24 protein-coding genes and 1 pseudogene are annotated in these 20,682 nt (G+C 49.2%); 15 read left to right on the top strand and 10 right to left on the bottom strand.

Annotated elements, in window-relative coordinates; genetic code table 11:
- The first annotated feature begins 4 nt into the window (after positions 1-4).
- From yidC to mnmE, 3 genes and pseudogenes are all read left to right on the top strand, one after another.
- Positions 5-1,668 (top strand): annotated as a pseudogene (yidC, locus tag IT774_RS16665) (membrane protein insertase YidC).
- Positions 1,669-1,720: 52 nt separating this feature from the next.
- A complete protein-coding gene (locus IT774_RS16660; RefSeq protein ID WP_195810760.1) occupies positions 1,721-2,203 on the top strand; it encodes a YajQ family cyclic di-GMP-binding protein in 483 nt (160 codons plus the stop codon).
- Between the two features lie 5 nt (positions 2,204-2,208).
- Positions 2,209-3,594, top strand: a complete 1,386-nt coding sequence (mnmE, locus tag IT774_RS16655) for a tRNA uridine-5-carboxymethylaminomethyl(34) synthesis GTPase MnmE (RefSeq protein ID WP_195810759.1) — start codon at positions 2,209-2,211, stop codon at positions 3,592-3,594.
- Between the two features lie 463 nt (positions 3,595-4,057).
- Here mnmE and IT774_RS16650 read toward each other — a convergent pair whose 3' ends face one another.
- The 10 genes from IT774_RS16650 to IT774_RS16620 form a co-directional block, all read right to left on the bottom strand.
- Positions 4,058-4,780 carry a helix-turn-helix transcriptional regulator gene (locus tag IT774_RS16650; RefSeq protein ID WP_195810758.1) on the bottom strand — a complete coding sequence of 241 codons (723 nt, stop codon included), beginning with the start codon at positions 4,778-4,780 and terminating at the stop codon, positions 4,058-4,060.
- A 232-nt stretch (positions 4,781-5,012) separates the two neighbouring features.
- A complete protein-coding gene (locus IT774_RS16645) occupies positions 5,013-5,894 on the bottom strand; it encodes a hypothetical protein (RefSeq protein WP_195810757.1) in 882 nt (293 codons plus the stop codon).
- Positions 5,884-6,897: a fimbria/pilus outer membrane usher protein gene (locus IT774_RS17090; protein ID WP_218958933.1), complete on the bottom strand. Its 1,014-nt coding sequence runs from the start codon at positions 6,895-6,897 to the stop codon at positions 5,884-5,886. The genes IT774_RS16645 and IT774_RS17090 overlap by 11 nt, the downstream gene beginning before the upstream one ends.
- Entirely contained in the window at positions 6,894-8,384 is a 1,491-nt protein-coding gene (locus IT774_RS17085) for a fimbria/pilus outer membrane usher protein (RefSeq protein ID WP_218958932.1), read from the bottom strand. The genes IT774_RS17090 and IT774_RS17085 overlap by 4 nt, the downstream gene beginning before the upstream one ends.
- Positions 8,362-9,051: a fimbrial biogenesis chaperone gene (locus IT774_RS16635; protein ID WP_195810756.1), complete on the bottom strand. Its 690-nt coding sequence runs from the start codon at positions 9,049-9,051 to the stop codon at positions 8,362-8,364. The genes IT774_RS17085 and IT774_RS16635 overlap by 23 nt, the downstream gene beginning before the upstream one ends.
- Before the next feature lie 11 nt (positions 9,052-9,062).
- Positions 9,063-9,407: a hypothetical protein gene (locus IT774_RS17080; protein WP_218958931.1), complete on the bottom strand. Its 345-nt coding sequence runs from the start codon at positions 9,405-9,407 to the stop codon at positions 9,063-9,065.
- A 56-nt stretch (positions 9,408-9,463) separates the two neighbouring features.
- Complete coding sequence (locus tag IT774_RS17075; protein WP_218958930.1) at positions 9,464-9,757, bottom strand: hypothetical protein; 294 nt, start codon at positions 9,755-9,757, stop codon at positions 9,464-9,466.
- A 62-nt stretch (positions 9,758-9,819) separates the two neighbouring features.
- Complete coding sequence (locus tag IT774_RS17070) at positions 9,820-10,095, bottom strand: hypothetical protein (protein WP_218958929.1); 276 nt, start codon at positions 10,093-10,095, stop codon at positions 9,820-9,822.
- Positions 10,092-10,319, bottom strand: a complete 228-nt coding sequence (locus IT774_RS17065; protein WP_218958928.1) for a hypothetical protein — start codon at positions 10,317-10,319, stop codon at positions 10,092-10,094. Before IT774_RS17065 ends, IT774_RS17070 begins: the two co-directional genes overlap by 4 nt.
- A gap of 86 nt (positions 10,320-10,405) precedes the next feature.
- Positions 10,406-10,909, bottom strand: coding sequence for a hypothetical protein (locus IT774_RS16620; protein WP_218958927.1), 504 nt, complete (start codon positions 10,907-10,909; stop codon positions 10,406-10,408).
- A 413-nt stretch (positions 10,910-11,322) separates the two neighbouring features.
- On the opposite strand from IT774_RS16620, the gene IT774_RS16615 reads away from it, so the two are divergent.
- From IT774_RS16615 to atpF, 12 genes are all read left to right on the top strand, one after another.
- On the top strand, positions 11,323-11,760 hold the full coding sequence (locus IT774_RS16615; RefSeq protein ID WP_195810755.1) for a flavodoxin domain-containing protein: 438 nt from the start codon (positions 11,323-11,325) through the stop codon (positions 11,758-11,760).
- Between the two features lie 7 nt (positions 11,761-11,767).
- Entirely contained in the window at positions 11,768-12,430 is a 663-nt protein-coding gene (locus IT774_RS16610; RefSeq protein WP_195810754.1) for a DnaT-like ssDNA-binding domain-containing protein, read from the top strand.
- Positions 12,431-12,432: 2 nt separating this feature from the next.
- Positions 12,433-13,257, top strand: coding sequence for an ATP-binding protein (locus tag IT774_RS16605; RefSeq protein ID WP_195810753.1), 825 nt, complete (start codon positions 12,433-12,435; stop codon positions 13,255-13,257).
- A gap of 557 nt (positions 13,258-13,814) precedes the next feature.
- On the top strand, positions 13,815-13,967 hold the full coding sequence (locus IT774_RS16600) for a hypothetical protein (protein WP_195810752.1): 153 nt from the start codon (positions 13,815-13,817) through the stop codon (positions 13,965-13,967).
- Between the two features lie 74 nt (positions 13,968-14,041).
- Positions 14,042-15,943, top strand: coding sequence for a tRNA uridine-5-carboxymethylaminomethyl(34) synthesis enzyme MnmG (gene mnmG, locus IT774_RS16595; RefSeq protein ID WP_195810751.1), 1,902 nt, complete (start codon positions 14,042-14,044; stop codon positions 15,941-15,943).
- A 56-nt stretch (positions 15,944-15,999) separates the two neighbouring features.
- Positions 16,000-16,584 carry a 16S rRNA (guanine(527)-N(7))-methyltransferase RsmG gene (gene rsmG / locus IT774_RS16590; RefSeq protein ID WP_218958977.1) on the top strand — a complete coding sequence of 195 codons (585 nt, stop codon included), beginning with the start codon at positions 16,000-16,002 and terminating at the stop codon, positions 16,582-16,584.
- A gap of 11 nt (positions 16,585-16,595) precedes the next feature.
- Positions 16,596-17,390 carry a ParA family protein gene (locus IT774_RS16585; protein ID WP_195810749.1) on the top strand — a complete coding sequence of 265 codons (795 nt, stop codon included), beginning with the start codon at positions 16,596-16,598 and terminating at the stop codon, positions 17,388-17,390.
- Between the two features lie 52 nt (positions 17,391-17,442).
- A complete protein-coding gene (locus tag IT774_RS16580; RefSeq protein WP_195810748.1) occupies positions 17,443-18,321 on the top strand; it encodes a ParB/RepB/Spo0J family partition protein in 879 nt (292 codons plus the stop codon).
- A gap of 179 nt (positions 18,322-18,500) precedes the next feature.
- Positions 18,501-18,899 (top strand): ATP synthase subunit I, encoded by a 399-nt coding sequence (locus IT774_RS16575; protein WP_232365040.1) that lies wholly within the window; start codon positions 18,501-18,503, stop codon positions 18,897-18,899.
- A 67-nt stretch (positions 18,900-18,966) separates the two neighbouring features.
- The gene (atpB, locus tag IT774_RS16570; RefSeq protein ID WP_195810747.1) at positions 18,967-19,827 is read left to right on the top strand and encodes a F0F1 ATP synthase subunit A; all 861 of its coding nucleotides are present in this window, start codon (positions 18,967-18,969) and stop codon (positions 19,825-19,827) included.
- A 105-nt stretch (positions 19,828-19,932) separates the two neighbouring features.
- On the top strand, positions 19,933-20,154 hold the full coding sequence (gene atpE, locus IT774_RS16565) for a F0F1 ATP synthase subunit C (protein WP_012520222.1): 222 nt from the start codon (positions 19,933-19,935) through the stop codon (positions 20,152-20,154).
- 49 nt (positions 20,155-20,203) lie between these two features.
- Positions 20,204-20,674, top strand: coding sequence for a F0F1 ATP synthase subunit B (gene atpF / locus IT774_RS16560; RefSeq protein ID WP_195810746.1), 471 nt, complete (start codon positions 20,204-20,206; stop codon positions 20,672-20,674).
- Positions 20,675-20,682: the final 8 nt, after the last annotated feature.

The raw sequence follows: 20,682 nt of genomic DNA, 5'->3' as shown, positions 1-20,682 counted from the left end.
CTCTATGGAATCGCAACGTAGTTTTTTGTTAATTGGCCTGGCTTTGGTCAGTTTTCTGCTGTGGCAACAGTGGCAGAAAGATTATGGGCCTCAACCCGTACAGCCAGTTCAATCTGAACAATCAGCCCAGCAGCAGGATAATGGTATCCCGTCTGCCAGTATCGAGGCTAATGGAGCAGATATGCCCAGTAGCAGCGGTGATGTACCCGGCATGGCAGCCGTGCCGCAACAGAATCAAAACCGTCTGGTACAGGTACAAACCGATGCTTTAAAAGTTAGTATCGATCTTTTGGGTGGTGACGTTGTGTCAGCCAACTTGCAGGACTTTCCGGTAACTCAGGGCTCTGAAGAAACCTATAGCCTGTTGCGCCCGCAAAATGGTCTGTATGTGGCCCAAAGTGGTTTGATTGGCCGGGATGGCCCTGATAGCAATGGTAAGGGACGTCCGCGCTATGCCACCGAGCAGACCACCTACGAACTGACCGGAGACACACTGGAAGTACCGCTGGTATGGCAAAGTGCTGAAGGTTTAACTGTTACCAAGACCTTTGTTTTTGAGCAGGGTTCACATGATGTTTCGGTAAATTATCAGGTTGCCAATAATACTGGTAAGGCCGTTAGCATGCAGCAGTTTGGTCAGTTAAAACAAACCACCGTGGTGCCTGATGGCGGCAATATGTTTATGCCGACTTATCGTGGCGCGGCTTATGGTACCGATAACGATAGCTATGAAAAGTATACCTTTGATGATATCGAAGATGACAACCTGAACATTTCTACTGTGGCAGGTTGGGTCGGCATGCTCGAACATTACTTTGTTTCCGCCTGGGTACCGCCGCAGGATCAGAAAAACGAGGTTTATTCAAAGTTGTCGGCTAACCAGTTTGCGATTATTGGTTTTAAAGGCCAGCCAGTAGCGGTTCCGGCAGGCGACAGCGCCACAATTTCCGCCAACCTGTATATGGGCCCCAAAGACCAGGAGATTCTGGCCGGCATGGCTCGGGGCTGGATTTAACGGTGGATTACGGGATCTTGTTCTGGATATCGCAGCCATTATTCAGCTTACTGAAGTTCTTGCATAGCCTGGTGGGTAACTGGGGCGTGGCGATTATTCTGATCACCGTTGTCGTTAAGGGGATTATGTATCCGCTAACGAAGAAACAGTATGAGTCGATGGCGCGTCTGCGTAATCTTGCGCCCAAAATGCAGCAGCTAAAACAGCGTTTTGGCGATGACCGCCAAAAGATGTCTCAGGCGATGATGGAGCTGTACAAAAAAGAAAAAGTAAACCCCATGGGTGGTTGCTTACCACTGCTGCTGCAAATGCCTATCTTCCTGGCCCTTTACTGGGTACTGCTGGAAAGTGTGGAATTGCGTCATGCTGACTTTGTATTGTGGATCACGGATTTATCTACCAAAGACCCCTACTTTGTGCTGCCAGTGCTTACCGGCGCCAGCATGTGGTTGCTGCAAAAGCTGCAGCCCACCACGGTGACCGACCCCATGCAGCAGAAAATCATGCAGTTTATGCCCGTGGCCATGAGTGTGTTCTTCCTGTGGTTCCCGGCCGGTCTGGTACTGTACTGGCTGGTGAGTAATATCATCACGCTGATTCAGGCGAAAGTGATATACGCCTCGATGGAAAAACGCGGTCTTAAAACCAAATAACTACTAACATCAGCCCGCGTTTGCGGGCTGATTTGTCTTAAGGAGCAACACTATGCCTTCATTTGATGTGGTATCTGAGATAAATATGGAAGAGGTGCGTAACGCCACCAACAATGCCAATAAAGAACTGGCCACCCGCTTTGATTTTCGGGATGTGGATGCCAGCTTTGAATACAAAGATGAGTCGGTCCTGATGACCGCGCAGGCTGAGTTTCAGCTGCAGCAAATGGACTCGATGTTCCGCGGCGCCTGTGCCAAACGCAATCTGGATACTTCTGCGCTGGAAGTAAAACCAATGGACCAGCACGGCCGCACCTGCCGTCAGCACATTGTATTTAAGCAAGGTATTGAACAGCCGGTCGCCAAAAAAGTGATAAAAGCTTTGAAAGATGCCAAATTGAAAGTCCAGGCTTCGATTCAGGGCGAGCAGCTCAGGGTCACCGGTAAAAAGCGGGATGACTTACAACAAGCCATCGCCCTGATTAAGGCCGAAGACTTTGGTCAGCCGTTTCAGTTTACTAATTTTCGCGACTAGTTGTTATGCAGCAAACCTCCTTCAATGAAACTATCGTTGCCCAGGCTACCGCCCCGGGACGTGGCGGTGTGGGCATCGTACGGGTCTCAGGGCCTAAGGTTATGGCCGTAGCCAAAGCTATCGTGCCCTCCTCTCTTGCGCCGCGTATGGCGACTTACACGCCGTTTCATGATGCTGAAGGTCATATCATCGACCAGGGTATCGCGCTTTATTTTAAAGGGCCGAATTCCTTTACGGGTGAAGATGTATTAGAACTTCAGGGACATGGCGGGCAAATCGTCATGGATATGTTGATTGATGCGGTGTTAAAGACCCCCGGGGTACGGCTTGCCCGGCCCGGCGAGTTTAGCGAACAGGCATTTATGAACGATAAGCTCGACCTGGCTCAGGCCGAAGCGATAGCCGACCTGATTGATGCCAGCTCCCAGCAGGCAGCCCGCAGTGCGCTACGTTCATTGCAGGGGGAGTTTTCGGATGCCATTAGTCTGTTATCCGATCAGATCGTACATCTGCGCATGTACGTCGAGGCCGCCATTGATTTTCCTGATGAAGAAATTGATTTTTTATCGGATGGCAAAGTGGCCGGCGACTTAGAAGCCATCATCATCTCGCTGGCAAAGGTACAGGCCGAAGCCAAACAAGGCACCCTGCTTCGTGAGGGTATGCAGGTGGTGATTGCAGGGCGTCCTAATGCCGGTAAGTCCAGCTTGCTTAACGCCCTGGCCGGCAAGGACAGCGCAATTGTGACCGAAGTGGCGGGCACCACCCGCGATGTTCTAACAGAGCATATTCATATCAATGGCATGCCGGTGCATATCATCGATACCGCCGGTCTACGAGAAAGCCCGGATAAGGTGGAACAAATCGGTATTGAGCGGGCCTGGCAGGCTATCGCCCAGGCAGACCGGGTGTTATTTGTGGTCGACAGTACGCAAACCCAGGTTGTGGATCCCTACAGCATCTGGCCAGAATTTATGGCCCGTTTACCGGCCAATATCCCTACCACGGTGGTTCGCAATAAAGCCGACTTATCGGGTGAGACAATAGGTGAGCAAGTACTTACTACAGAGCATGGTGACGTGACTGTAGTGGGGCTGTCTGCCCAAACCGGAGACGGCGTTGCTCAGCTACGGGAACATCTGGCCGTAAGCATGGGGCTGGACACGACCACCGAGGGCCAGTTTATCGCCCGCCGCCGGCACCTGGATGCGTTGGCCCAGGCAGCCGCTCATATTGATAGTGGGCAGGACCAGCTTCACAACAGCCAGGCCGGAGAACTTCTGGCTGAAGAATTACGGCTGGCCCATCAGGCCCTGACCGAAATTACCGGTGAATTTACCTCGGATGATCTGCTGGGTCAGATATTCTCTTCATTTTGTATCGGCAAATAAGCCGCACACTGTTTCCTTCTTCAACCGCATTCGGTCGGGCCTTGTGGTCCTGAGCGGATGCGGTTACTCGCTAGCTGATGGTACGCCAGACCAGCAAAAATTCTGGGTTAATAATTTATTTATCAAAACCTTTACCTTAGTGGCGGTGAGTCCGGCAATGCTCTTTTAGCCTATACCATAAGCCGATAACCCCTGCCTGGTTTTCGCACTAACCACCTGGTGACTGATGAGCGGCTGAGTCTGGCCCCCAAACGGATCAGGGGGATATAACGGGTTACTATCTCTGGGGTACGCTCCATAATCACGCTCTAGGGTCAGGATCCTGGGTCGAAAAGGGATTGGTGTAGCGACAAAAAAGTGTGGGTAAAAAGCGTTAACGAGGAGAAGGAATGAAGGTTTTTAGAGGAATTCCGTTCCTCTGGAGGTAAGTACACTCCACTGTACGGCTGAGACTTAATACAGGTCAGTTCAACTGGGTGTTATTCAATTTGCCGGGAGAGCCATTCAACCGGGCAGCAGTCACGATTGGCTTTTTTGCGCGCAGATGACTGAATTTTTGAATCGCTTCTTTGCGGCAACAGACATTCAGCTTTTTGTACAGCTTGTAGATATGTGTCTTTACTGTACTTTCAGCGACAAACAACTCTTCGGCAATCTCCAGGTTAGACAATCCTTTTACCAGTCGGTCTAAGATTTGTTTTTCACGTTTGGTTAAACTGTTGTGGTTTACTTCCTGTAAGCTTAGTACATAAGGCTTGTAATCTAACAGCATCTTAGCCATGACCTTTCGGGGCAGCCAGTATTCACCATTTTGCACCGCTTCAATACAACGACTGAGATGCTCAATCGGCGCATTGTCATGCAAAACCCCTTTCAGACTGGGACAATAAAACAGGACCAGCTCAGCGATATCGAGGGGCACATCATAAACCACCAAATCGATATCCGGGACCTGCTTTACAATAAAGTCAAAACAGTCACGGTCGGTCAGTACTGTGTTTGCAACCACTATCTGCGTGTACGGCACCACCGGCGTGGCTACCCTGATTTGAGAAAGACTCTTTCGAAGTATTTTGAAGCGTTTGCTTTTCTCCAGCTCACGTTGGATAAATTGATTTTGAATACTGCACTCGCCAATAAGCAGGATATTTGTGTCCATTTCCTTTTTTTGTATCTCGCCTAACATAACCAATCCTATTGTATTAATTAGATTACGTGTTAAACCTGCACTAATCCTGTGGTTGTTATAAATGGGTATAGTGCCCTTTTGCTCTCTTTTCGGTGTTACTTCCAAAACATTTGCAGGTGCTGAGCTATTGGCTCTCCTTATAGTGATATAGATTAGATTTTTCGCATTTAATCAGGTAGATCACGGTCTGTTTCCCAATGTTATGTTTTTTATCTGCTATCCCGGCGTGTTACGGGGGTGAGGATAGAAGCGGCTCTATGGAGATATACAGCGTATCCTGGTATCTTCCTGCCGGGCGGTTGTGAGTGTCTCCAATAGTCAGTTGTAGCGGCACGCTATGGCCTGACGATGCGGATAAAAAAGACAATGCCGCATTGGACTGTCGCAAATCAACTGTACGATTATTGAACAATGTATCATAAGGAATATCCCAGCGGCTGTCATCTGATTGATGGCGTAATCTGCCCTGATATTGTGATTTCAGCACCACCCGGTAAGCAGCATTGCTTTGAATCCAGAGTTTTGGCGCCGAATTTATCACTTTATTGCTGTGTAATACTCCCATGTCCAGGTCATAATGCTGCTGACTTAGCCCATAAAACTGGATTTTTGAGACCGGCGGCACCCACACGTTTACCTCCATAGAGTCTGGCGGCAGCAGATAAGCCGCAGCCACATCGGGTTTATTGAAATGTGCGCTCAGCGCGCCGGTATAATTACCGGCCGGCAACCACTGACCAGCCCCGTAGCGCATCTGCACCAGAGCTTCAGGGTGCAGCTCACTGAGTATCACTTTCCAGCTGTTAGCCTGGCGATAGCCTTTGACCCCCGTCCATTCAAAATGCAGGCGCTGTGCCTCAGGCCCCGTTAACGCGGGCTCTCCGCCATCCAGATTAAGGATGACCTCGACCTCGCACCCCGACCCCACAATCGTACTGCGCACCCGAAACACCGTAATCAGACTAAATGGCCCCGGTGCAAACAGATCGTAGCGATTTTGACCGCCTACCGGCTCCAGGTGCAATGGCCCAAACTCACAGGCGGCCATAGCAGGCAGCGGTAACATCAGAATGATAAGACATAGGCCCAGACAACTCGTTTTAGTCCACATAAAGTTCTCCAAGACGAATCAGGGTAGTGCTGTTTTCTTCTAAGCGAATTTCTACCGTTTGCTGTTCGGCCGTATCCAGCGTCAACTGATAGCGTCCCGGTCTTAACCCGGACAAGGCAAACACCCCATTTCGGTTGGTGAAAAACTCCACCTCAGCCTGGGGCGCCTCTCCCAGATAACTGGCCACGCCTGCAACCAGTGCCAGCGGTGTCTCGGACCCGCTGTTGAGCAATTTTCCAATCACGGTTAATACTGAGTCGGAGCCCACTTTGAGCTGATAACCCCGGCGATAGCCCGGATTAAGCCAGAAGGCGCCGTCGCCCAGGTCGTAGCCGGGCGGTAAATTCTGCACATCAAAGTCAATTAGCTGCTGACTGTAAGCCACCAGATCAGGCACCACTACTGCCGCTTTGCCATAACTGAATACCCTTGCATGGTCGCCATCAGCGGTGGGCGCTATGGCTAATCGATTTTCTCGCAGGCTCGGGTGTTTAGACACAATTGCAAACGCTTCACGTATCGGCCGGCCAACCGCCCACTGGTTACCGGCAAACGCCAGTGAACTGCTCAGCTCTACCCGGGTATTGTGCGTTCTTAGCTCTTCACTGAAGCTTTGTAAACGCGTGCCATGGTCAGCAATAACCTGAAAACGGTTAGCCGCATAGTTAACTCCCGCATCAATCTCTGCATCCGTGTCACGATTGTGGGTAACCCCTGCGTAAGCAGAAATACCGCCAGTATTGCCGATGTGCTGTTGATAGGTGGTTTCAACCCTAAGCTCGTCCTCGCGGCTGTTATAACGGCCCACGGTACGGGTGGCCTGACTAAACGGCCAGCTTAAGGTGAGCCCCACGCCCCATTCATGATCGCCGCTGCGATTATGCTGAAAATTAACCCGGGCGCTCCAGGTTGCGGGGGTACTAAAGAAGTTTCCGGATAACCCTGGGCTCAGGATCCAGACCTCATCGTGGTTCTCTTCACCTTTGCGGTAATTAAAGCTCACCGCCCCCGTAACTGTTCACTAAGCTGCAACGAACCGAATGCCGAAATAAAATGGTTGGTGGTATTAAACAAAGGTTCAATATCCAGCACAGGCTCGCGCTGCACATGATTAATACCAACAAAGTCTGAGGCGCGATATTCATATACCAAGCTGAACTGCGGCTGCCACACACTGTTGCGGTCAAACAGGGCATCGAAGGCCAACCGATAGGCTTCACCATGACGATTCATTGCGTTGGTACTGCGCGCGGCCGCCAGTTCGGTCACCCCCACCCCAGAGGCGAATAAAATACTGGCTCCGAGTTGATGAAGCTGTTCTCGTTGCTGACCATTGATGCCTACGGTGAGCCAGGGGGTCAGACCAACTTCAAAATAACCATGCAACACTTTTTCTTCAAACAGATAGTCCAGCTCGTTTTGAACAAACACCCTGGGCACCCCATACATCAGGCTGTATTCAAACTCACCGGCGGCCAGTAGTTCATTACCGGTGGCCACAGAAAACTGAATAAGCTCGCGTTGCCCTACCGAGTTGGTGATCACCAGCTGCACATCGTTGGTGCCCTGGGCCAGCGGAATATCACTTAAATCATAGCTGCCCGCGCCCAGACTGAGTCGCTGCACCACCACGCCATCAATAACCACGTCTACCTGGGAAGCGCGCAGTAAGGTAAATTGCTGACTGGCAGTAGGCCGTGCGTTGCGGGTAGGGATCAACGTAAAATCCCGGGTAATACCGACTCCTAAAATATCGCTGCCATCCTGAAAGCTGGCTCCCGGGTTATACATATCACCCACCACCAGGCGGGTGCCCTGGTGCGGAAAATCAAGGTTAAGTCGGGTGCCCTCGCGCTGGTAGCGCGCATCGTCGCGGGAGGAATTTTCAAAAATGGCTTCGTACTCAAAATTTGCCCGGCCAATGTTTACTGCCGACTCAATTCTGGCCCCATAAATACTTTGCCGCTCATTGCGTTCCAGCAAGGTTTGATTTTCATTGCCGATAAGATTGAGATTAACAAATCCACTGAAAAACTCCGGGCTCACATAGTCGACCTGGGCCGCTTGTTCCATAAGTGAAATAGACCGGGTCAGACTGACCTCGCCGGGCACCGTCACGATGCATTCCAGGCTGCTCATATCAAACATCAAATCCAACCCGGCCGCCCTGAAATCCGAGGGCGTCAGAATCTCACCCGGCACCGCTCGCAGTATATTCAGCGCCTCGGGGATCACCACCTCTTCCAACAGAACGATGGTGCTGTCTTTGGGCAACAAAATATCATCCTCAGCAGTCAGTGTTACCTGAGCCTCGCCCAGAATGGTGTCACTCATGCGCAATAAAGAAATCAGTTCAATATCGCGGCCGGTAGGGTTCAGACGGGCGGGTACTTCAGCCGCATATAACTCGAATGACGTAGACACCCACATAGCCAACAGCACAAAACCAAACCAACTCGAAGTACTCTTAGAATCCGATTTCGCGTCCATGGTATTCACCGGCTGGAAGGGTTAAGCCCGCATCAACAACCAATGTTGTATAGGGCGCAATAAACTGGTCACCCACCACAGTCTCGAATTGCGACTGTATCTCTGAGTCAATGGCTTCGAAATTTAACCGGTTGGTGTAGGTAAACCGATCGCCAAGGTTGGTAAGCCTGGCACTTCCTTCATCATCCACCCGTAAGACAATATCGGCACGCTGGCGATCCGAATACACATGCAATAAGGCATTGTAGTTGATTTGAATATTCACCCCGGTATCTGAGGGACGCAGCCCTGCCGGCATCGTGGCCGGGGTTAACTGAATATGCGCAAAACGCACAAAAAAACTTTGCGAGGCCGGTAAGTCCGAGACGCCGCTCCATTGCACTCTGAAGGCCTGTTTTTGACCGGCGTGTATCATCGCCGCCGGAGGAAACACCATCAATGTGGCGGCCGGCTCAGTGGCAGACTGGTAGCTTCCGTCTGGCTCAAATAACAACTGGTGAACCGACACTTCCAGTGGTAGCGTCGCGGTGGCATTGTTGGTGATGACAAACTGTGCAAACCCGCCCTTATCAATATTTAAGGGCATCACAGTAGGCGTTAATATTATCGCCGCTGACAAAGGACAATAAAACAAAGCCACAATAATTAAACATTGGAACGGCCTCATTGTTGTTCATCCTATTCGATGGTTATCAAGGTATTGTCAATATTAAAACCCACTAACGGCGTCATTTTAAAATACCGGATTGAATTAGGTAACACTAACGTTCCTTTTATATATTCGCTTATCTTTTGGCCCTTCAATATTTTTGTATTTACGCCATCCGAAATATTTAATCGCGCGGCGGTCAGACGTCCATAACTATTACCCGAATTTGCTATGGCAACCAGCCATTCGCCATCTTGCTGATCAATACTTTCAACGGTCAATTGTGCTGATGTATTATTGGGTCGGACATTAATTAATGTATTAAATTGAAATAACAGCCCCATTTGCGCTACTTGCTGGCTTTGTCTGTGCACCTGCACCTGTTTTATGGCGACTCGGTAGGCCTTCGATTCGGTAATTCCCGGATCGCCTAAATACCGAAGCATGACCGATTGTGAACGACCAGGGGGATAATCGCGGTAGCGGGAATCACCAGCAGTTCATCATCCGCAGGCACCCGGGTTTCTTCACCGTAAGCATCCATAGTCATTGAGTAGGAAAAGAGTTCTACGGTAAGCGGTTTATCGGAGGTATTGTCGATTCGCATCGACATCTGCGATTTATTACCAATAGGTCGCATTTCAGCAGACATCGGCTCAACTTTGAAAGCCTGAGCGGGGAAGCAAATGATTAATAAAGCAACAACACTTATCCACCGAAACATAACAAATTCCTTGTGAACATAAATAAAAAAGGAGGCTCAAACCAGCCTCCTGAAAGCACCGACTAGTTGGAGGTGATATTGATGGTCAGCGTATCTGAATAACCACCGGCCCAGGGTGAGCCTTCTGTAGTAACCACTGATAGCGTGCCGCCCACACCGCCGGCAAGTGCCGCTGTACTGCTATAGGATAAAGACGCAGAAACATCATTCAGACCAGGGCCGCCTGGGGCAAACAATGAAAATGAAGGAAGCCCTCCGGCAGGAGCAAACGTGGCCGTGTAGGTCAGGGCAAAATCTTCATCATCGTCAGACTCCAGTCCGCCTTCAGAGCTTGTCATGGTGACAGTGGCACCATCCACATCATTACATTGCAAACCGATGGGGTGGATACTGATTGCCCTGACGACACCACACTGCCGAAATCAAGTAGTTGGGTAAACAGTCCGGTAACTTCGCACACAGGTGAAACAAATCCAACCAGCTGCACATCACCTGGCGACGCATTGGCCTGAGTAGAAAGAACCACGGTTACTGCTGCTGCACACATTGTTAACTTTTTCATCACTGTATTCCTTTTTGAAGAGATATCATGTTTATTGAGCTCGAAACCGCCGGAGCTTTAGTGTCTGCCAACTACGCAGAGTGTGTTTACTTGCTGACATTATGTATTGATGGAAATACATCAATGGCTATAACGTCGGAGTAAGAACCTGCGTAAAGCAGGTTTTCTTTCAGAGTCACCTTAAGCTGCCCACTTGCGGCAAAAGGAATGACTCCTGAACTATTAAAATTAAGGCCGGAGAGGAGATCTTTGCTGCTAGCTTTAGCAGCAATATTCGCCTTTTCAATATTCAAATTAAAAATATAATCAATCGCAGGGAAGTCCGATTTTTCTTGTAATTTCAAGCCACCATTTTTTGAGTTTATTTTGATACTCATCGCTTGATTACAATAGATATCTAGCGGCAACATTCTTTCTTTTACACTTGATAAATCTATTTTATTCCCCCCTAAAAAAATAATTTCGCATTTTGACTCTATATCACCGTAAATCGATAAAGATAAATTCTCAGCGCCACTAATAGTCGAAAATAAAAGCAACACAACGCCGATAATGAGGTGGAAATTTATTCGGTTGCGTTTTGTTTTCATTTTGATGAATTATTTTTAATGTTGGAACGAGCTAAATTATAAACGCCAATCTAGAGGTGCAAGTAGGAAACAAGGTGGAATAGTACGAAGAAAGTTGTATGAATAGTCGTAATAACCCGCAATAAAGGCAATGTACTTAAACTAGGATAAACTGCTTTTAATCAATAGCTTGAATTAAAAACAATGCGAAAATGAGCGACTATTACCGGGGCCGCTCGCCCCATAGCCATGATTATGGGAAAATACCTCGCTGCAGTGATACACCCGATGTTCCTCGTGAAACATTGTGTAATATTTCAACGCGCGGGTGGTACTACAGGCTAGAATGGCCTGCACCTGGCTTGCCGCAAAAACCGGCGCTGGTGCGTCATTCAGTAGCAGGCACTCACTCGTTCTAATCGGAAATACAATATATGTCTCAACACCTTACAATACTTGTGGGATCGGTCCTTGGCGCGGCAGAATATGTCGCCGATGCCCTGGCCGAGGTTGCCCAGCAAGCGGGATATCAAACCGACATTCAGCTGACGCCGGATATTGAAGCGCTGGCGCCCGGCACCACCTGGCTTATCTGCACCTCAACCCATGGCGCAGGAGATTTACCTGATAATATCCAGCCATTTGCCAAGCAGCTGCAGGATCGTGATTTAACCGGCGTGCAAGCCTATGTGGTGGGACTGGGTGATAGCAGCTACGACACTTACTGCTATGGTGCACAAACCATGACGCAATTGCTTGAACAAGGTCATGCCACATTATTAAGTGCACCACTGCATATTGATGTTTTGCATCACCCGCTGCCCGAAGAAAAGGCGGTGGAATGGTTTACCCAACAACTGGCACAAAGGTAACGCAACAATGTTTACTCAGGCCGAGTACCACGCTCTATGCACACCACTTTGCAATGCAGCCAGGGTTCTGTACAGCCTGGGGCTGCGTCCTACGGCCAATCTTGTTACTACGGCCAGTGAGCCGCTCAATTATAAATTTATTCTGAAGCTGCTAAATGGCGATGCGCCGGAGGGAGCCGCTTACAATCGCGGTCGACAGATAAATGCCCTGCTTCGGCAGCTGGAACAAGCGGGACTGGTGGCCCTGCCCCAGCCTCTGAGCTTTGAACAATCCCTCAATGGAAAAGCGTTGCTATTACCATTGTGTGCTCAGGCGCAGGATGATTTTGCTCATTTGCATCGTCAGCATCAGCCTATGAAAGCTAACTGGCAACCTGACAAAGCATTATTTCAGCAAATGGCTAACCTACTGGGCCTGATTGATAAAGAATTTGATGACAATGATGTGGGCGAGTTTATTGCCTACTGGCTGGGTCGGCCTGCGGCCGTATTCAGTCACTTTCAATGGACGCAGAAGTTTACCTATGCCATGCGTCAAAAACGGCTGGCATCGGGGTCACCACTTAAGCAGCAGGTGGGTAGCCAGCAAGTGCCGGTTGCACCCGGCTTGGAAGCAGATGATAATGCGCGTAAGCTGGTAGCCAAATATTCATCGCAGAAGAAGTCCTGATTATGGAATCCATAAAAGATCGTATTAATAGTCTGGCCCGGGCCATGGGCAAACCTGCCGTTACCGAAGATGAATACATCGATTATAAAACCTTACGTACCCAGTACGAACAACAGGCAAACGCCGAAGTACGTCAGCGGCAGCTGCGCAGTAAAAAAGATCGGATTGCAGAGATTCATGGACGTTCGGATTTAAACCCCAAATGGACCTTTGGCAATTTGATAGAAGACAGTGAAGATGTCATCGAAGCCGTCAGTATTGCCCAGTCCTTTATTGCTGCACATGAAGATCCTTCCTGGCGCAATGCCGGTTCTCATATGATGCTGTTTTACGGTGATTATGGCCGGGGGAAATCACACATCGCCGGAGCCATTGCGCACCAGCTAATTGATCAATATGAAATTAGTGTCTTGTATCGACAGCTATCGACCCTCCAGGAAATGCGCTATTTTTCTTATGATTTCAGCGCTCAGGACAACATTGGTCAAAAATTTCGCGCCGCCCACCAGGAACTGCTGGAGGTCGACCTGCTGGTATTAGATGAGGTGTGTGTAAATGAAACGGTCCTGAAAAAGAACACCCAAAGCTGGCTGGGTAATCTTTTGCGTCAGCGTCTGGTGAACAAAAAGAACTGTATCCTGATTACCAATCATAATCTGGCCGAACTGGAACATGCCATTGGGCGTTATTGTTTCGAAAGCATCAAAGAATATGACACCTACCGGGTGCGCTTTTCCGGCCCCAGTCGTCGTGGTGGTATTTCTTCCAGTGAAGCAGAACCAACCAGTAGCGCACCCTTACGCTACCAACCCAACCAGGTACGCTAACGAAAGCCTGACCTGAAGCTCTTCAGGTCAGATCCCCGCTCCTGCTACTTTGCTTTCTGTGTGTCATTGCTAATAAATGCCAGCCATTGCCCCCGATCATTGCGTAAAATAGCGACCATCGGGCAGGCAAATCAGCTGATCGTGAGCGCTGACATCGGTGGTATTTCGACCTGTAATAGTCTTTTTTGATCACGCTCTGTCTTAAACAAGCCCCCATAACCCAATAATGTGAAAAAAAAAGATCTGGGTTAATTCGGATCTATTGATCAATGTGGATAAGATCATCTGTGTAAAACGATCAGGCTCAAGACCTTTATATTCACGATCCGGCGATCCCAATCCCAATTTCTTCACCAACTTATCCCCACTGGGATCACAACTTGATCACGCTTGTGGATATGATCCCCCACAGCACTGTGTATAAGCTTTGATCATTAATTAGATAACTTTCGGTGAATGGCCGCCTGTGGATAAATAGGCCCCTTATACACAGGATCCGCCCCCGGTTATGATCTCTCATGTACAAGGGTTGTTAATCCGCTAAGATCCTGTGATCTATGAAGAATGATCGCTTATCAACAGATCTTGCCGATCCTAATAATAATAAAAATAAAGAGATCTTAAGAGATCATATTATATATAAGGCCAGCCCTCTGGCCGATTCAGGCACTTTCACTGAAGAAGATTTAACCATTTTCATTACCGGTTAAGTCAGCTAAAATACGCGCCCTTTTGATCGAAGGGTCCCGGATCATTTTTACACCGTAGCGTTGTGAGGTTTAGCATGTTTTATCAACAAGAGTTTGATGTCATTGTGGTTGGCGGCGGTCATGCCGGTACCGAAGCCGCGATGGCTGCAGCCCGCATGGGAGCGAATACGCTTCTGTTGACTCACAATATCGAAACTATCGGCCAGATGTCGTGCAACCCGGCTATCGGCGGGATTGGCAAAGGTCATCTGGTCAAAGAGATCGATGCTTTGGGCGGTGCTATGGCATTGGCTACCGATCACAGCGGTATTCAGTTCCGCACGCTTAATTCCAGTAAGGGTCCGGCAGTACGTGCAACCCGGGCCCAGGCCGATCGGACCCTGTATCGCCAGGCGATCAGAACCATGGTGGAACAGCAGGACAACCTGACGTTGTTTCAGCAAAGCTGCGATGATCTGATTGTTGAAAATGATCGTGTCTGCGGTATGATCACCCAAATGGGGTTGAAATTCAAAGCCAAAACCGTGGTTCTGACTGTCGGGACCTTTTTAGGCGGGACCATTCATATCGGTCTGGAAAATTATCGGGGTGGCCGGGCTGGCGATCCGCCTTCCATTGCCTTAGCAGATCGGCTCCGGGCCTTACCTTTTCGGGTGGATCGTTTGAAAACCGGTACCCCGGCACGGCTGGATACCCGCAGTCTTGATTTTAGCAAAATGCAGGCTCAACCTGGTGACACGCCGGTACCGGTGGTGTCTTTCATGGGCAACCGGGATATGCACCCGCGCCAGGTGCCATGTTATATCACCCATACCAATGCCCGTACCCACGACATAATTCGCACTGGCATGGATCGTTCACCGATGTATACCGGGGTTATCGAAGGGGTGGGTCCACGGTATTGCCCTAGCATCGAAGATAAGATTACGCGTTTTGCTGACAAATCCTCGCATCAGATTTTTGTGGAGCCGGAAGGGCTGAACAGCATGGAAGTCTATCCGAATGGCATCTCGACCAGCCTGCCTTTTGATGTACAAATTGAAATGGTGCGCTCCATTGTCGGATTTGAAAATGCGCATATTGTGCGTCCTGGTTATGCCATTGAGTACGACTTCTTTGATCCGCGGGACCTTAAGCAAACATTGGAAACCAAGCATCTGAACGGATTGTTTTTTGCCGGTCAGATCAACGGCACCACGGGTTATGAAGAAGCCGGGGCCCAAGGTCTGATTGCCGGGGCAAACGCCGCCTTGCAGGTGCAACAAAAAGATCCTCTGATCCTGCGCCGGGACCAGGCCTACATGGGCGTGTTAATTGATGATCTGGCGACCATGGGCACCAAGGAGCCCTATCGTATGTTTACCAGTCGCGCCGAATATCGGTTGCTGCTGCGTGAAGACAATGCCGACATGCGTCTGACCGCATTAGGTCGTGAGATTGGGTTGGTAGATGATACACGCTGGCGCGCCTTTAACCAGAAAATGGAAGCGGTGGAAGGTGAACAGCAACGCCTGCGCAGTCAGTGGGTACATCCGGACCACAGTGCAGTAGAAGCGTTAAACCCACTGCTTAAAAATCCGGTGAGCCGGGAGCACTCATTGGAAGAATTGATTCGACGTCCTGAAATGACCTATGACAAACTGATGCAAATTGATGCTCTGGGGCCTGGCCTTAGCGATCCGATTGCCGCCCAGCAGGTCGAGATTCAGATAAAGTACGCCGGTTATATTGCTCGTCAGCTTGAAGAGATTGCTAAAACCCAGCGGCATGAGAACACGTTGTTGCCGAAAGATTTTGACTACAGCAAGATTTCGGGTTTATCCAATGAGGTGGTGGCCAAGCTGACTGACGCGCGGCCTGAGACCATTGGCAAGGCATCGCGTATTTCAGGTATTACCCCGGCCGCGGTATCTTTGTTACTGGTTTATCTTAAAAAGCATGGACTATTACGAAAGCAGGAGCAAATCAGCGCGTGACACAGACAGTGGACAAGCAACGGCTTAGTGAAATACTGACCGCCGGGCTACAAAAAATGACCGTGGCGGTGGATGCACACCAGCATCAGCAACTTATTGAATTTGTGTGTCTGATGCACAAATGGAATAAAGCCTACAATCTTACCTCGGTACGCGACCCGGAACAGATGGTAGTAAAGCACCTGCTGGACTCGCTAAGTGTGGCACCCGCGATTGATGCAGACCATGTCATTGATGTGGGCACCGGCCCTGGGTTACCGGGTATGCCCCTGGCCATTATCAATCCGCAGGTAAATTTCACGCTGCTTGATAGTCTGGGTAAGCGGGTTCGCTTTATGAAGCAATGTGCTTATGAGTTAAAATTAAACAATGTTACCTGTGTGCATAGCCGTGTGGAAGAGCATCAAATCCCCCGGCCCTATGCTATAGTACTCAGCCGGGCCTTTGCTTCGTTAAAAGATATGTTGCACTGGTGCGAGCATCTGGTAGATTCAGAAGGAAAATTTTTAGCACTCAAGGGACAGTTCCCCCAAAGCGAAATCGATGAAGTAAGTAGTCACTTTCGTGTTGAATCTGTAACTGCCTTGAAAGTGCCGGATCTTGTCGGTGAACGTCACCTGGTGACCATTCGAAAAGTTTAACGGGATTTAGTGTGGCAAAGGTAATCGCAATTGCGAATCAAAAAGGCGGTGTTGGAAAGACCACCACCGCAGTCAATGTTGCCGCATCCATGGCGGCAACCAAGCGCAAAGTTCTGCTTATTGATCTGGACCCTCAGGGCAATGCCACGATGGGAAGCGGCATCGATAAGTATGATGTGCCGGCGACTTGTTTCGAACTGCTTATTGAAGAGCAGCCTATCAGCGAGGTAACGCTAAAAAGCACCAGTGGCAAATACGATCTGATTCCGGCCAATGGTGATGTTACCGCGGCAGAAATCAAGCTGATGGAAATGTTTGCCCGGGAAGTACGCTTACGCAATGCCCTGAAGCCGGTGCTCGACTATTACGATTTTGTCTTTATTGATTGCCCGCCTTCCTTGAATCAGCTTACCGTCAATGCTCTGGCTGCTGCAGATTCGGTGCTGGTTCCCATGCAGTGCGAATACTATGCCCTGGAAGGCATAACCGCGCTGATGGACACCATTGGCAAGCTCGCCTCCGTGGTGAACCCCGATCTTAAAATTGAAGGGGTGTTACGGACAATGTACGACCCACGAAACCGGCTTGCCAACGATGTTTCAGAACAGCTAAAACGCCATTTTGGCGAACAGGTTTATCGTACGGTTATTCCCAGAAACGTGCGTCTGGCCGAAGCGCCGAGCTTTGGCACACCGGCCATGTACTATGATAAATCGTCGACGGGTGCGAAAGCCTATCTGGCCCTGGCGGGTGAAATTCTGCGGCGTCGCGATAAAGCCGGCTTGCAGGCGGCAAAAGCCGGATAATCAATAACAATGACCGGGCACAACCGGCGTAAAGTTAGTTTTTGAGGATACTATGTCAGCAAAAAAAAGAGGACTAGGACGTGGCCTGGATGCCCTGTTGGCAACCAGTCAGTCTTCACCCCAGCAAGCACCGGAACAAGCAGCCCCTGCCCCAACCGATTCTGAGCTATGTAAGCTGCCCATAGAGTTTTTGCAGCCGGGCCGATATCAGCCCCGTAAAGACATGTCGCCAGATGCGCTGGATGAACTTGCCTCTTCAATCCGCTCCCAGGGCGTGATTCAACCCATTGTGGTACGTCAGCTTGAGACCCAGAAGTATGAAATTATTGCTGGTGAGCGACGCTGGCGGGCGGCCCAGTTAGCCGAGCTGGATGTGGTACCCTGCATTCTTAAGGATGTGCCCGATGAAGCGGCGGTGGCCATTGCGCTGATTGAAAATATTCAGCGTGAAGATCTCAATGCCATGGAAGAAGCCATGGCGCTGGACCGGCTAATGAAGGAATTTGAACTGACCCATGCCGAGGTGGCCGAGGCGGTAGGAAAATCCCGTACGTCCGTGACCAATTTGTTGCGTCTGAATAACCTCAATGAGGATGTTAAGCTTTTGCTGGAGCATGGGGATATTGAGATGGGTCATGCCCGCGCCCTACTGGCCTTAACCGGCGAGCAGCAAACCGAAGCCGCGCAGGTGGTATCAGGTAAAGGGCTTACGGTTCGCGATACCGAGAAGCTGGTACGTAAATTTTTAGAACCGCAACGACCAAAACCGGAAAAAACCATCGACCCGGATGTTCAGGGATTAATGACCCGTCTGTCAGAAAATTTTGGCACCCCGGTTTCTATCGATCATAATGCCCGGGGCAAGGGTAAAATCGTTATCAACTTTAGTGATTTAGAGCAGCTCGATGGTATTTTATCGAAAATGAATTAGCGCATTTTGCTCTTTTGTTAAATAGATGGTCGAAATGTAAGCAGATTTATGTCTAGAATGGCCGCTGTAACGTAATCACCACAGAAAAGTTTCAGAATCACTTTCAATATCCGATGTACTGTTGAAAATTATCGGTAAAACAGTATACTTCTGACGCTTTTTAGTTGGGCGGAATTACGTTGAGAAATACCAGTCGTACTGACCTTGCGGCCACCGGAAAATCTATTGCCAAGCGTGCAATAGCCGTACAGGCCATAGTTACCGTGGTCATCGCGATAATTGCCGGGTTGGTGACAGACACAAAAATCGGGTTATCGGTATTTTTCGGGGCATTGATAAGCTTATTGCCCAACATGGTTTTTGCCATTTTCGCGTTTAGATTTTCCGGGGCACGGCATAATCAGCAGGTTGCCCGAAGTTTTAGCCAGGGAGCAAAGGTTAAACTGGCACTAAGTATTATTTTATTCGTTATTGCATTTAACTGGCTTAATGCCAGTCCGCTGGCACTGTTTGCCGGCTTTGCAGTAGCCACGGTCAGCCACTGGCTGGCCCTGCTTCAACAACATGATCGCCAATAATAAACAATTAAGTAACCGGCGCTGAAGCACTGATTCGATTTTTACACTTTCAACTTTGGGTTTAAGCATGGCATCTGAGCAAACTACACAAGAGTATATTGTCCATCACTTGACCAATGCCACCATGTGTATGACAGACGATGGTCTGACAACAAACTATGGTAAGGGATTGGAAGAAGCCGCCACGGCGTGTCAGGAAGCTGGTTTTTGGGTATGGAATATCGATACCCTGGGCTGGTCAATTGCGTTGGGCGTGTTGTTTTTATGGCTTTTCCGCCGGGTTGCCAAAACAGCAACCACTGGTGTACCGGGCAAAACACAGGCATTTATTGAAATGGTAGTGGAATTTGTGAACGATAATGTTCGCGATTCTTTCCATGGCAGAAATAACCTGATTGCGCCACTGGGATTAACTATCTTTGTCTGGGTTTTTCTTATGAACCTGATGGATTTGGTGCCGGTTGATCTTTTACCCTGGGCCGCAGGTCAGATTGGCGCTGCCGCTACCGGCGTAGATCCACACCATGTGTACATGAAAGTGGTTCCTACTACCGACCTGAACTTGCCGCTGGCGCTGGGTCTGGGCGTATTTGTCCTGATTCTGTTCTATTCCATTAAGGTTAAAGGTGTAGGCGGTTTTGTGAAAGAACTGACGATGCAGCCTTTCAATCATTGGTCAATGATTCCGGTAAACTTCATTCTCGAAAGTGTGACTTTACTGGCTCGACCTTTCTCTCTGGCACTGCGGTTATTCGGTAACCTGTACGCCGGTGAGCTTATCTTCATTCTTATTGCAACCCTGGGCTTATGGCAGTTGCCGTTACACTTCCCGTGGGCTGTATTCCATATTCTGGTCATTGTACTGCAGGCGTTTATTTTCATGATGTTGACCATCGTGTATCTGAGCCTGGCGCACGAAGACCATTAACGAAGTACCGGTATCAGCTCAGGGCCACAGCGCGTTGTGAGTTGGTACCATGCATTTTCAACTTTAACTTTTAACTTTAATATTTAACTTAAATCGGAGACGTAAATGTTATACATCGCTGTTGCACTATTAATCGGTCTGGGTGCCCTGGGTACTGCTATTGGTTTTGGTCTGTTGGGTGGTAAATTCCTTGAATCTGCTGCACGTCAACCTGAACTGGCACCTCAACTGCAAGTAAAAATGTTCATCGTAGCGGGTCTGATTGACGCCATCGCGATGATTGGTGTTGGTATCGCCCTATACCTTCTGTTCGCTGTTGGTGCTTAATTTTAAAAAACTACCGTCTATTAGCGAACATTTATGAGGAGGAGCGGTTGTGAATATTAACGCCACTCTAATAGGTCAATTAATCGCGTTTATCGTCTTTGTGTGGTTCTGCATGAAGTACGTATGGCCGCCACTATTGGCCGCGATTGAAGAGCGTCAGAAAAAGATTGCCGATGGCCTTGAAGCTTCCGATCGTGCTGAAAAAGACTTAGAGCTTGCTCAGCAAAAAGCGACGGAACAATTGAAAGAGGCGAAAGCGCAGGCAGCTGAAATTATCGAACAGGCCAAGAAGCGGGGTTCTCAATTAGTTGATGAGGAAACGCAACGTGGCCAGGCCGAACGCGAGAAAATTGTCGCTTCCGGTTATGCCGAGATTGAAGCTGAACGCAATCGTGCCAAAGAGGAATTGCGTAAGCAGGTTGCTGCCCTGGCGGTTGCCGGCGCTCAGCAAATCCTACAGCGCGAAATTGATGCACAAGCACATAACGACATTGTTGAAAAACTTGTCGCTGAGCTTTAAGAGGGAGA

The sequence above is a fragment of the Salinimonas marina genome, assembly GCF_015644725.1.
Classification (GTDB): domain Bacteria; phylum Pseudomonadota; class Gammaproteobacteria; order Enterobacterales; family Alteromonadaceae; genus Alteromonas.
The sequence above is the reverse complement of the archived record's forward strand: the minus strand, read 5'-3'. Positions and strand labels throughout refer to the sequence as shown.